Annotated in this window: 11 protein-coding genes; 6 read left to right on the top strand and 5 right to left on the bottom strand. The window is 64.4% G+C overall.

Going from position 1 to position 12,670, the window contains the following annotated elements:
* Positions 1–4 precede the first annotated feature (4 nt).
* Both CN673_RS05890 and CN673_RS05885 read right to left on the bottom strand, forming a co-directional pair.
* Positions 5–784: an anti-sigma factor family protein gene (locus CN673_RS05890; protein ID WP_099865312.1), complete on the bottom strand. Its 780-nt coding sequence runs from the start codon at positions 782–784 to the stop codon at positions 5–7.
* Positions 781–1,326: an RNA polymerase sigma factor gene (locus CN673_RS05885; protein ID WP_099865311.1), complete on the bottom strand. Its 546-nt coding sequence runs from the start codon at positions 1,324–1,326 to the stop codon at positions 781–783. The genes CN673_RS05890 and CN673_RS05885 overlap by 4 nt, the downstream gene beginning before the upstream one ends.
* A 188-nt stretch (positions 1,327–1,514) precedes the next feature.
* On the opposite strand from CN673_RS05885, the gene CN673_RS05880 reads away from it, so the two are divergent.
* On the top strand, positions 1,515–3,122 hold the full coding sequence (locus CN673_RS05880; RefSeq protein WP_099865310.1) for a S8 family serine peptidase: 1,608 nt from the start codon (positions 1,515–1,517) through the stop codon (positions 3,120–3,122).
* Between the two features lie 15 nt (positions 3,123–3,137).
* Here CN673_RS05880 and arsB read toward each other — a convergent pair whose 3' ends face one another.
* Genes arsB through CN673_RS05865 form a run of 3 tightly spaced genes read right to left on the bottom strand, consistent with a single transcriptional unit; the run spans position 3,138 to position 5,088 of the window.
* Positions 3,138–4,220, bottom strand: a complete 1,083-nt coding sequence (gene arsB / locus CN673_RS05875) for an ACR3 family arsenite efflux transporter (RefSeq protein WP_099865309.1) — start codon at positions 4,218–4,220, stop codon at positions 3,138–3,140.
* Between the two features lie 14 nt (positions 4,221–4,234).
* A complete protein-coding gene (locus CN673_RS05870; protein WP_099865619.1) occupies positions 4,235–4,741 on the bottom strand; it encodes an arsenate reductase ArsC in 507 nt (168 codons plus the stop codon).
* A gap of 14 nt (positions 4,742–4,755) precedes the next feature.
* Positions 4,756–5,088, bottom strand: coding sequence for an ArsR/SmtB family transcription factor (locus CN673_RS05865; protein ID WP_099865308.1), 333 nt, complete (start codon positions 5,086–5,088; stop codon positions 4,756–4,758).
* 157 nt (positions 5,089–5,245) lie between these two features.
* Here CN673_RS05865 and CN673_RS05860 point away from each other — a divergent pair, with 157 nt between their 5' ends.
* From CN673_RS05860 to CN673_RS05840, 5 genes are all read left to right on the top strand, one after another.
* The gene (locus tag CN673_RS05860; RefSeq protein ID WP_198585909.1) at positions 5,246–5,899 is read left to right on the top strand and encodes an ABC transporter ATP-binding protein; all 654 of its coding nucleotides are present in this window, start codon (positions 5,246–5,248) and stop codon (positions 5,897–5,899) included.
* On the top strand, positions 5,899–8,367 hold the full coding sequence (locus CN673_RS05855) for an ABC transporter permease (protein WP_370853007.1): 2,469 nt from the start codon (positions 5,899–5,901) through the stop codon (positions 8,365–8,367). The genes CN673_RS05860 and CN673_RS05855 overlap by 1 nt, the downstream gene beginning before the upstream one ends.
* Positions 8,357–9,430, top strand: coding sequence for a lipocalin-like domain-containing protein (locus tag CN673_RS05850; RefSeq protein ID WP_099865306.1), 1,074 nt, complete (start codon positions 8,357–8,359; stop codon positions 9,428–9,430). Before CN673_RS05855 ends, CN673_RS05850 begins: the two co-directional genes overlap by 11 nt.
* A 375-nt stretch (positions 9,431–9,805) precedes the next feature.
* Positions 9,806–11,959: a sensor histidine kinase gene (locus CN673_RS05845; RefSeq protein ID WP_099865305.1), complete on the top strand. Its 2,154-nt coding sequence runs from the start codon at positions 9,806–9,808 to the stop codon at positions 11,957–11,959.
* Entirely contained in the window at positions 11,956–12,636 is a 681-nt protein-coding gene (locus tag CN673_RS05840) for a response regulator transcription factor (RefSeq protein WP_198585908.1), read from the top strand. Before CN673_RS05845 ends, CN673_RS05840 begins: the two co-directional genes overlap by 4 nt.
* The last annotated feature ends 34 nt before the right edge of the window (positions 12,637–12,670 follow it).

Here is a 12,670-nt window from a genome sequence, read left to right as displayed (position 1 = left end):
GGCGCTATTCGGCGAGCGCCGCCGCTTCGTCTTCGGCAGAGAGCGGCTGGCCGGCCCCGATCGAAGTGAGATAGCTGTCCAGCGTCTCGAGCGATGAGGCGGGCGCATAGCCCCCCTCGGCTATCGGTGCGTCGACGGCGAAGGCAAGCGACCAGTCCCCGGCCTCGCGGCAAGCGACGGCCACATAGCCGGATCCATCGCCGGCAAGTTCGAATTCCCGGCAAAACCGATCGGTCTCATCGCGAAACGAGGATATGGCGCGAAAGGCGCCGCCGGCGGTCAGTTCCATCTCGCCGCCCGAAGCTACGTTGGAGAGCGCTTCGTCGACCCCCGGCGCATCGATCAGAGCGATCCGGGAGGGGGAAGCCGATTGTGTGCCGCCGCCAGCGATATAGCCGACAACACCTGACGCGATCATCGCGACGCAGGCAGCCGCGAGGGCCAATCGTGAAAACGCCGGACGGTTCTCGTTGGCCGCGGGCGGCACGGCAGGCTTTCGCTGCCTGAAGGCGATGATGTCTGCCTCGCGTGCGGCCGTGTCCTCGCTCTTCGCCCGGGCGATCGCCGCTTCGACTGCTGCGAGAAGAGACGCGGGTACGGGCGCGTCCAGTCTCGGCTCGAGGGCATCGCGGGCCAGAGCCCGGCTTTCGGCGAAGAGAGCCACACGCTCGGCCACGGTCTCGTCGGCGTTGATCGCCTCCTCGACCTTTTTAGCGGTCGCCTCGTCGAGTTCGCCATCGGCGAATGCCATCAATGTCTCGTCGTCTATCGGATGCCGGTTCATTGCCCTTGCCCATCATTTCTGCCGACAGAACGTCCAGCTCGCGGCTTTATTCCGGCGACCTCGGCAAGTTTTTTGCGTGCGCGGGCCAGCCGGCTCATCACGGTGCCGATCGGGATGTCGAGGAGGCTCGCGACGTCCTTGTACGCCATGTCCTCACCGCATACGAGCACGAGGATTTCCCGCTGCTCCTGCGGCAGGTCCACGATCGCCCTGGCAACCTCCGCCAGTTCCATGCGTGCATGCACCTCGCGTTCACCCTCGGCGCCGACGAGATCGGCTTGTGCGTCGATGTCGTCCTGAGGTCCGGCGGTGCGGTTTCGCCTGATCTGATCGATCCACAGGTTGCGCATGATCCGGAAGATCCATGCGTCGAACCTTGTGCCGGGCTCGAAGCCGTCGGCGCGTGACAACGCCCGCTCACACGCTGCCTGCACCAGGTCGTCCGCCTTGTCCTGCGACCGTGTCAGCGAAAAGCCGAAGCGGCGCATGTTCGGCAGAAAGGCGATGAGCTGCTTGCCGATCTCTACTTTGGTATCGGTCACGGGCCGGCGCGCGCCTCCTCGACGTCATTCGGGCCGCGACGGGAATAAGCCGCGGGCGAGACCGTTATGCAGCATATAGACCGGCGGGCGGCAACCGATTTGTTGTGGCGGTCCGTGGGGAAGGTTACGTTGAATGCCGCCGCAAAACATGGAGCGCCATCTTCATGCGGGGCAGGGGAGACAGAACGATGCAACGCGTCACCAGGACCGCATCCGTTTGGGCATTGGGCGTTGCGCTGGCCGTCCAGCCGGCATGGCCGGACTTTGATTCATTTCTGGAAGGTCCGGCCGGTCTGGCGCATGCCCAGGAGGGCGACAGCGAGGGCGATGGTGACAGCGACAGCGACGGTGATGGCGACGATGGCGATGACGGCGGCGGTTTTGGCGGCTTTGGTGGCAGCGGTGGTGGGGAACGCAGCGGCGCCGTTCAGCGCGGCAGCGGCCCGGCCCCGGAAATCCTTCGCCGCCCGCTCAGAACATTGCGCTCCCTTTTCGATCGCGGCGAACGCCCCGATCCGCCGCGTCGGACAGTCCGTCGCCCGGCACCGCAGCCCGAGCCTTTGCCGGAGCGGGCAGAACGCGAACTCACAGCACTTGGTCTCGACGATGCGGAAATCGCCACTTTGGAAGGTCAGGGCTACGCCGTCGACGCGCGCACGCTGATCGAGATGCTGGACAGCGAACTGGTCCGCCTCATCGTGCCGGATGGGGTCTCGCTCGACGAGGCACGAGCTGCGGTTGTGGCACTTGATGCCGGTTCCGCCGTGGATTTCAATCATTACTACAGGCCTGAAGAGCGGCCGGCGGCCCCGTGCGAAGGCATGCATTGCGAGGCGATGGAGCTTATCGACTGGCATTTCTCCGACGAAGCGGAAACCTGCGTCGCGCCTTCGCTGATCGGACTGATCGACACCGGCATCAATCCCGACCATGAGACATTCACCAATGGGTCGTTGCGGATCGTCGAGCGGTTCGGTGAAGGGGACCAGCTGTCGGACCTGAAGCATGGCACGGCTGTCGCGGCGCTGCTCGTTGGCTCCGGCGAAGGCCGCACCTCGGGCCTGCTGCCAGGCGCCGAACTGCTCGCTGTCGATGCCTTCCTCGATGCCGGGACCGACACGCGCGCCACTGCCTACGATCTTGTCCGGGCGATCGACATGCTGGCGAGCGAGGAGGTTGCGGTGCTCAACCTCAGTCTCGCCGGTCCCGCCAACGAACTTTTGGAGCGGGCGGTGGCTCAGGCCGCGCAGGAGGGCGTCATCCTCGTGGCGGCTGCCGGGAACAATGGGCCGAACGCCGATCCTGCCTATCCGGCAGCCTATGACGGGGTCATCGCCGTAACCGCCGTTGATCGGAATATGCGACCCTACCGGCGAGCCGGCCAGGGCGCTCATGTCGATGTCGCCGCGCCCGGCGTCGATGTCTGGACGGCGGCATCGATCTCCGGCGCCCGCCCGAAGACCGGAACATCCTTTGCCGCGCCCTTCGTGACGGCCGCGGCGGCGCTCGCCACCGCGATGGATTCATCGCTGAACGGTGATCAGATGCAACGCTTCCTCGCCGAAACGGCGCGCGATCTGGGTGAGCCGGGCAAGGACTCCGTTTTCGGCTGGGGCTTGCTGGACGCAGCGAAACTCTGCGCGACGGTTGAGGCTGCACTTGCGCGGGAACCTGAGAGCTCCGTCGCCGATACAGATACCGAAGCGGAAACGGAGACCGCCGGCACCGAGGCGGAGGGCGATGTGCTGATTGAGCCGGCCGAGGCCGGCACCTTGTCGCTCACGCCGGGCGAGTGATCCATCGCATGGCCGTCACGCGGATGGAAACCAGTGGCGGGTCCGGTTGGCGAAGGCAACGAGTGAGAGCATGACAGGGACCTCGACCAGCACGCCGACGACCGTCGCCAGCGCCGCGCCCGAACCCAGCCCGAAGAGGCTGATGGCAACGGCGACGGCGAGTTCGAAGAAATTCGATGTCCCGATCAGTGCGCAGGGCGCTGCGACATTGAACGGAATGCGCCAGGCCTTCGCCGCGAAATAGGCGGCGAAGAAGATGCCATAGGACTGGATCAGCAGCGGCACCGCGATGAGAACGATCACAAGCGGCCTGTTCACGATGACTTCCGCCTGAAAGCCGAAAAGCAGGACGACCGTCGTCAGGAGCCCGACGATCGAAGCGGGCTTTACCCGTGCATTGAAGCGATCGAGGGCGATCTGCGATCGATGCGGGTTCTCGGCCTTTCTCGTCAGCACGGATCGGGTCGCGATCCCGGCGGCGAGCGGTATCACGACATAAAGACCGACCGACAGCAGCAGCGTCGTCCACGGCACGGTGATGTCCGTGACGCCGAGGAGGACCGCGACGATCGGCGCGAAGGCGAATATCATGATCACGTCGTTCACCGATACCTGCACCAGCGTGTAGGTCGGATCGCCGCGTGTGAGGTGGCTCCAGACGAACACCATGGCGGTGCACGGCGCGGCGCCGAGCAGGATCAGACCCGCGAGATATTGCTCCGCATCGGCTGGCGAGATCAGGCCCGCAAAGACATACTCGAAGAACATGATCCCGAGCAGTGCCATGGTGAACGGCTTGATCAGCCAGTTGATGACGATCGTCAGCACCAGGCCCTTGGGCTTGTCGCCGATGTGGCGCAGGCTGGCGAAATCGACGCCGACCATCATCGGATAGACCATGGCCCAGATCAGCACGGCCACGACCAGATTGACCGAGGCGAATTCGAGATCGGCCAGAAACGAGAAGACGGCCGGCGCGACATTGCCGAGGATCAGCCCCACCAGGATGGCGCCGCCGACCCAGACTGAAAGCCATTTCTCAAACGTGCCGATTCCAACGGCTGGCGCGTCTTGGTCGGCCAGATATTGATCTGTCATGTCTTGCGTCTCTTTCAGGCGGATTTGCTGTGATGGCGGCCGATCGACTCGATCTGCGATTGCAGCGCGAGCCGATCGAGCGAAGCGATGGGCAGTGCGGTGAAGACGGAAATGCGGTTGGACAGCATCCGGAATGCTTCCGCGAAGGCGTAGCGCTTTTCCGCTTCCGTTCCGCTCGCGCGCGCCGGATCAGGCACGCCCCAGTGCGCCGTCATGGGATGGCCGGGCCAGACGGGGCAGGATTCCTCTGCCGCGTCGTCGCAGACCGTGAAGACAAAATCCATGACGGGCGCGTCGGGACCGGCGAATTCGTCCCAGCTTTTGGAGCGGGCAAAGGCGGTGTCGAAGCCAGAGTGTTCCAGAAGTTCGAGCGCATGAGGATGAACGCTGCCGCGCGGAGCGGATCCCGCCGAGAACGCTTGAAATCGACCCTGGCCGACGCGGTTCAGTATCGCTTCGGCGAGAATGGAGCGCGCGGAGTTGGCCGTGCAGAGAAAGAGAACGGTGTAGGGTCTGCTCATCTCATCCCTTCCTTTCAGCATTTGCAGGTAATGGCGTCGATAACGGGCTGGCACAATTCCGGCGCACCGTTGCAGCAATCCTCCATAAGGAAGGCGAGCAGGTCGCGAACGCCGGTGTAGTCCGCGAAATAGCGGATGCTGCGCCCGTGTCGTTCGGCGCGTACGAGCCCGGCGTGATCAAGGATCTTCAGGTGAGCGGACATTGTGTTCTGCACCGTGCCCAGATGCAGCGCGATGTCGCCTGCGGCCATCCCGTCCGATCCGGCCTTGACGAGCAGCCGAAACGTTTCAAGGCGCGTTTCTTGGCCAAGAGCGGAAAGAGCATCGAGAGCAGCAAGTTTATCCATATATCCAGCTTTCTAGATTTATTATGATCGATCTACCACGGTCGCCATGCCGCGGCAAGTTGCCTACGCTTGCCATCGCCGCGTATTCGACCATGTGCAACTGTCGACGCGGGAGCGGCGAAAAAGAGCCGGTCAGCGCAAAATGCCAAAGGTTCCGATGCTGAAGATTGATCGCGTTACCAAGACCTATCCGACAGCCCAGGGGCCGCTGACGGTGCTGCGCGACGTCTCGTTCGAACTTGCGCGCGGACAAACCTTGGCGCTGACCGGGGAATCCGGAAGCGGCAAGAGCACCCTCATGCATCTTGCCGCGGCGCTCGACAGCCCAGATGAGGGTGAGGTCGTTTTCGATGGTCAGCCGCTGTCCGGTGCATCCGATCGCGAGCGGGCACGGCTGCGGCGTGGTCGCCTCGGCCTCGTTTTTCAGCAGTTCAATCTGGTGCCAAGCCTCAAGGTCGGCGACAATCTGGCGTTCCAGGCCCGTCTGGCCGGGCGGCTCGAACCGCAATGGCAGGACGAACTGATCGAAAGGCTGGGACTGTCCGGCCTGCTCGATCGCTATCCCGAGCAACTCTCCGGCGGCCAGCAGCAACGCGTGGCGATAGGGCGCACGCTTGCTGCACGGCCAGACCTCATCCTGGCCGACGAACCGACGGGCAACCTTGATGAAGCGACGGGTGACGATGTGCTGACCCTTTGCCTCGATCTGGTGGCGCGCACCGGCAGCGCGTTCCTGATGGTGACGCACAGCCCCCGGCTGGCCGCCCGTCTCGAACGCAAACTGACCCTCAAGGCAGGAAGACTGGTGTGATGCGCGTGGTCTGGGTGTTCCTCACCTTGGTCAGCCACTGGCGACGCCGGCCGTTTCAACTGTTGACGCTGGTTCTGGGTCTCGCGATCGCGACGGCGCTTTGGAGCGGCGTCCAGGCACTCAACGCGGAGGCAAGGGCCAGCTACGACGAAGCGGCTGCCGTCATCGGTGGCGAGACGCGCCCCTATCTTGTCGCCGAGGACAATTCGGAGATCGGCACTAAGGCCTATGTCGCGCTGCGGCGCGCCGGCTGGCACGTATCGCCGATCCTGGAATCCGACATCGTCATCGAGGGCCGGTCCTATCGCGTGGTCGGGGTGGACCCGGTGACCCTGCCCATCGACGTCGGCATTCTGCCTCGAGAGGGCAACGACGACGAGGCCGGCGATCTTGCCGCCATGCTGGTCGATCCCTCGCGCGCCTTTGCGTCGCGCGAAACCTTGACGATGCTTGATGCAGAAGAAGGCGAACCCGTGGAGGCCGGCGATACGAGCCTGCCTCCGATTACCGTGGCCGACACAGTGCCGCCGATGACGCTCATCACAGATATCGCCGTTGCGAGCGTGCTGACCGAGCGCACGGCGCTGTCGCGCCTCGTCGTGACCGAAGATCCTCCAGGCACGATCGACGATGCGCGCGCTCTCACGGGGCTGCCGCTCGATCGCATCGATCCTGAAACGAGCGGCGATCTGGATCGTCTTACGGAAAGCTTTCACCTCAATCTCACCGCCTTCGGCTTCCTCGCCTTTCTCGTCGGCCTGTTCATCGTTAACGCTGCCACCGGACTGGCCTTTGAGCAGCGCCGACCGATGCTGCGCACCATGCGCGCCTGCGGGGTCTCCGCTCGCGCGCTGGCAGCGGTCATGCTGATCGAGATGGTCGCGCTGGCCCTCGTCGCAGGATTGCTGGGAGTGGCGGCCGGCTATGGCGTGGCCTCCGCCCTGCTGCCCGACGTCGCGGCAAGCCTTCGCGGCCTCTACGGCGCGAATGTCGCTGGCGAACTGTCTCTTTCGCCGTTGTGGTGGGTCGCGGGCATCGCCATCAGCGTCGTCGGCGCGCTCGCGGCGACGGGCAGCAGTCTCTTCAAGGCCTATCGGCTGCCCCTGTTCGCGACAGCCGCCCCGCATGCCTGGGCGCTTGCCCAAAGGCGCGTCTTGAGGGTTCAAACCGCGACTGCGATCATCCTCGCACTCGCCGGAGCGGTGCTTTACTTCGTCGGACATGGCCTCGTTGCCGGCTTCGCCCTCATGGGCTGCGTTCTTCTTGCTGCCGCGCTCAGCCTGCCGCCCGCCCTGGCTGCCATTCTGGCGGGCGCCGAACGATTGGCGAGGGGGCCTCTCGTCGGCTGGTTTCTGGCCGATGCACGTCAGCAGCTGTCCGGCCTGTCGCTGGCCCTCATGGCCTTGTTGCTCGCACTGGGCGTCAACATCGGCGTCGGCACCATGGTCGACAGCTTTCGCCTGACCTTCACCGGCTGGCTCGACCAGCGCCTGGCCGCGGAGCTTTACGTCGGCGGCGAGACCGCCGACGAAGCCGATCGCATCGCCGCATTCCTCGATGCCCGCGATGACGTCGATGCCGTCCTGCCTGTCTGGAATGCGACGACGCGCTATCGCGATTGGCCGGTCGAGGTTTACGGCTTCCGCGATCACCCGACCTATACGCAGAACTGGCCGCTGCTGGCGTCGGCCGAAAATGCCTGGGCGGACGTGGCGGCAGGCGGCGACATAATGGTCAGCGAACAGCTCGCCCGGCGGTTCGACCTTGGAATCGGAGACGAGATTACCATTCCCGCCGGTCGCGGCGACTGGACCGTCAATGTCGCCGGCATCTATTCCGACTACGGCAATCCGCGTGGTCAGATCATGATTGCCCTCGACCAGTTGCTGGCGCGCTTTTCCGATATCGAGCGCGATCGCTTCGCTGTGCGGGTGGAGCCGGGCCGGGTCGATGCCGTCATGGCTGCGCTGCGCGATGCGTTCGCTCTCACCAGCGGGCAACTCGTCAATCAGCAGGCGTTGAAAGCGTTTTCGCAATCGGTGTTCGAGCGGACTTTCGCGGTCACGCTGGCGCTCAATGCCCTGACGCTGATCGTCGCAGGAATTGCCCTGCTCGCCAGCCAGTTGACGCTTGCCGGCATGCGCCTTCCACAGCTTGCGCCACTTTGGGCGATGGGGCTGACGCGGCGCCGGCTGGCATTGATGGAGCTGGCGAAGGCCCTGGCACTGGCGGCGCTGACAGCGCTGCTTGCCGTGCCGCTCGGCCTCGCAGTGGCCTGGATATTGATGAGCGTCGTCAATGTCGAAGCCTTCGGCTGGCGGCTACCAGTGCACCTTTTCCCGATGCAATGGGTGCAACTCGTTGCGATGGCGCTTCTCACCGCGATCGTCGCCACCGCATGGCCGGCGATGCGCTTGCGGGTGATGGCGCCGAGCGCGCTTCTCAAGGTGTTCGCCGATGAGCGTTGAACGTTTTCTCCTATGGGCGGCACTGGCGGCAGTGTCGTTCGCTGCTCCTGCCATGGCGCAAGGCTTTGCCGGCCTTGGCACCGATGCCGAGGGCTACAGCCGGGTCGAACCCGGCCATCCTTTCGCCTTTCCCCTCGACCATGGAGCCCACCCCGGATACCGCATCGAATGGTGGTACCTGACGGCCAATCTTGAAGACCGCTCCGGGCAATCGCTCGGCATCCAATGGACGTTGTTCAGAAACGCCCTGGCGCCTTTGCCGGAGCGTGAGGGCTGGCAGAACAGACAGTTGTGGATGGCGCACGCCGCCGTCACGACGGAGGATGTGCATTTGAGCGCGGAAGCCTTCGCCCGCGGCGGCATAGGCCAGGCAGGCGTTCGCGCCGCGCCGTTCTCGGCCTGGCTCGACGATTGGATGTTGGCCGAGACGCAAGAAACCACCATGGGTCTGGGCCGATTGCAGGCGACGGCTTCTGGCGATCGGTTCTCCTACGACTTGCAGATGACCACCACGGCCGCGCCCGTGCTTCACGGCGATCAGGGCTATTCCGTCAAGTCCGAAGAAGGCCAGGCGTCCTTCTATTACAGCCAGCCCTTCTTTCGTATCGAAGGGGAGGTGACGATCGACGGAGAAAGCCGGTCCGTTGCGGGCGAAGCCTGGCTCGACCGCGAATGGAGCAGCCAGCCGCTGGCTGCCGATCAGGAAGGCTGGGACTGGTTCTCCCTGCATCTCGCCTCGGGAGAAAAGGTTATGCTGTTCGGCCTGCGAGGCAGAAACGACAAGGTCTTCAACGCCGGCACATGGATCGAGGCGGACGGCACCGCGACGGCGTTGGCATCGTCCGATATTGCGCTCCAACCGCTGGCAACCAGTGCCGTGGCCGGCCGGGACGTGCCGACGAGGTGGCGCGTGCAGATCAGGTCCAGGGGCCTCGATCTCGTCGCGACGGCCCTCAACGCGCAAAGCTGGATGGATACGGCCTTTTCCTACTGGGAAGGACCGATCCATCTTGACGGCAGTCATGACGGTGTCGGCTATCTCGAAATGACGGGCTATCGCTAAGCGCCGGCAAATCGAGCCGCTCTCACCTGTTCAGGTTATGGCAGACAGTCCTCGGCCATGCTTCGATGCGGAAGGTGAGGGGTACTGCAAGCCGGGTTTGTAATGCGTCGGCGGCAGAAGGAGTGGGCGATGAAGATGCCGCGGGGGACATTCCGCACATTGTTCGTGTGGCTGTTGCTGGTGCTCTTCATCGCCACGCCGCTCGCACTCGCCTTGCCCAAGTCTTGATCCTATTATTCGACTGGAACCGGCGACGTCGGTCAGTAGAAAATCGCCAAGACTTGCCGGAAAAACGGTTGAGGCCGTCGTCGGCTTGTTCTACTCTCGACATACAGTGGCATTTTAGGGGGCGGCCCTGAACGGGGCCGGGATCGGGTGACGCTTATTCAGCGTTTTTCCCTGGGGCTGGCCTTGATTGCGTTGGCGGTCGTCGTGACGACGATTGTCGCCATACATGCGCCTTCGCTTGGGCTGTCGCTCGTGCCCGATCGCGGCGGCGATCGCGTTCTGGTGGCCGGCGCACCGGCCGGAGGCCCGGCCAAGGGATCGGCAATTTTGTCCATAGCGCCGGCAGATGCGCCCCTGTCGGCCGTCGAGCTCGGGGCGGTCGATCTGATCGATGAACCCGACACGCTCGGCTATGAGGCATACGACGCTTTCATTGCGCGTCAGGGCGAACTTCATGCCCTTCTGCAATCAAACGCGGTCGAGGTCACATATGAATCGGGCGGCGAGCGTGCTTCCACCATTCTCCAAACGCGCGCCTATCGCTGGGTGCAGGATCTGCCCTTCGCCTATTGGTATCTGATCGCCTGCGGCACCGTTATCTCCGTGATAGGAATCTGGGTGCAAAGTGTCCGGCCGCGCGACACGAAGGTGAGGCTCTTCGCCGTCGCCGGATATTGCGTCGCGCTTTCGGGCTTTCCCGCTGCCATTTACTCGACACGCGAACTGGCACTCGAAGAGACGCTCTTTCGGACTCTGACCATCGTGAACAACATCGGCGCGATCGGCTTCGGTGTCGCGATGATCGCCCTTTTCGCGCGGTACCCGAAGGATCTGGGCATCCAGCGCCCGGTCGCTCTTGCGTCCATTGGCTTCGCCTGCTGGCTGGCAGCCACCCATCTCCGCTTCTTCCCCGAGGTCGGTCTGGGCGTGATGAGCTATGCCGGCATTCTGGCGGCGATGGTCGCGATTCTTTGCCTTATCGCAGCCCAGTACGTTGCAACGAAGCGCGATCCGGCGGCACGCCGCGCTCTCTCCTGGCTCGGCATGAGCGTGATGGTTGGGGCGGGCAGCTTCGTCCTGCTTGTCGCTGTTCCCTCGCTGATCGGCATCGATGTCGCGTTGCCGCAGGGCTACGCCTTCGGCTTTTTCGTCGTCATCTACCTCGGTGTCGCGCTCGGGCTCACGCGCTTCCGGCTGTTCGAACTCGACCGCTGGGCCTTAAGCGTACTCAGCTACGTTCTGGCTGCGCTGGTTTTCGCGGCGGTCGATTTCACGCTCGTCGCCATGCTGGCGCTGACGCCGTCCCTGTCGCTCGGAATCACCGCGGCACTGGTCGGCCTGGTCTATCTGCCGCTGCGCAACGTCGTCGTTCGACGCCGCGAGGCGACACGCGATCTCGATCCTTATGCGCTCTTCCGCGCCTCGACCGAGATCGCGCTTCAGACGAGCACGGACATGCGCGCGCAGCGCTGGCGGCAGGCCCTGGAGGCGCATTTCCAGCCGCTTCATGTCGACAGGCCGGAGGTCGCGCCGCAGGCTGGCGAGATTGAAGGCGACGGCACCGCCCTGATCCTCCCGGCATATGATTGGTCGCCCGCCCTGCGGCTCACGCACTACCGGGGCGGGCGCGCGCTGTTCGGGCCGCCGCATCTCCAGGTCGTCGAAAATTTCGCCGCCCTCGTCATGGAAGCCGAGGAAGCGCGGCGCGCCTATGACCGCGGCGTCAAGGAGGAGCGCAGCCGCATCGGCCGGGATCTGCACGACAGCGTCGGGGCGCGCCTGATATCGAGCCTGCGTGCCCACGATGACCACGATGTACGCCAGATGGTGCGCCATGCGCTCGGCGACATTCGGGAGATTGTCGGCGGCCTGTCGGATCGGCGCGAGACGCTCGCCAATATCGTGGCCGAGCTTCGTGCCGAGACGATGGAGCGTGTCGGCGGCGACCGGGTCGACTGGCCACTGACCGAATGCGACGACAGCACGATCGTCCTGCCCTATCTCATATTCCGGAATTTTGCCTCCGCGCACCGCGAGATCGTCACCAACGCGATAAAGCACGCGCCGGGCAGCGCGCTTCGCGTGGACACGCGCGTGCGCGGCGGCGTGCTGCATCACCGGGTCTCCAATCCGCTGAGCGTCCATCCTTCCACAAGGCCGGGGGCTTTCTCCGGCAACGGTCTCGGCAACATCGCCGAGCGTGCGCGCCAGTGCGGTGGCCGTTTCGCGCATGCAAAGTCGGATGGCTTCTTCATCGTGACGATCGAACTGCCGCTTGAGCCGGCCGAGGCGGCGGCTTGAAGATACAACGTGTTCTTGTCGTCGAGGATAACGAGCGTACGCGCATGTGGCTCTGCGATTGCGTCGCCGCGGCGTTTCCGGCTTGCGACGTGACTGCGGTTTCCACCCTTTCGCAGGCGCGGCGCGCGTTGAGATCGGCGCGCGTCTTCGCCGGCGCACACCAACGCGCCGGTGTCGACGTGGCGCTCATCGATATCGGTCTGCCCGATGGCTCGGGTATCGATCTCATCGGAGAGATCGTCGATGCCGGCAGCGATTGCGTGCCCATCGTCACAACGATCTACGACGATCCCGACCAGATCTTTGCGGCGATCTCTGCCGGTGCCGAGGGTTATCTCCTGAAGTACCACGAGAGCGATCAACTCGTTCGTTTGCTCCAGCGGATTCTCGACGATGAGCCGCCACTGTCGCCGGCTGTTGCGCGCCAGGTCATGGAGGCGCTGCGCGGGCGCAGCCCGCGCCATTCAGAGGAAACAGCGCTGACGGCGCGGGAGGCGGAAGTTCTTTCGCTGCTCGGTCGAGGCTTTCAGCTGAGTGTCGTTGCCAAGACGCTGGCGATCTCCCACAACACCGCTTCGACCCACGTCAAGTCGATCTATCGCAAGCTGAATATCCGCAGCCGCGCCGAGGCCGCCCTGGCCGCCCGCGACCGCGGTCTGTTGTCGCCCGGAAACTGACGAGCGCTGCGGCGCTTTTTCCTCGCCGCCGGCT

The sequence above is a fragment of the Neopararhizobium haloflavum genome (genome assembly GCF_002750855.1).
Classification (GTDB): Bacteria; Pseudomonadota; Alphaproteobacteria; order Rhizobiales; family Rhizobiaceae; genus Georhizobium; species Georhizobium haloflavum.
This window is presented reverse-complemented; position numbering and strand designations above follow the sequence as displayed.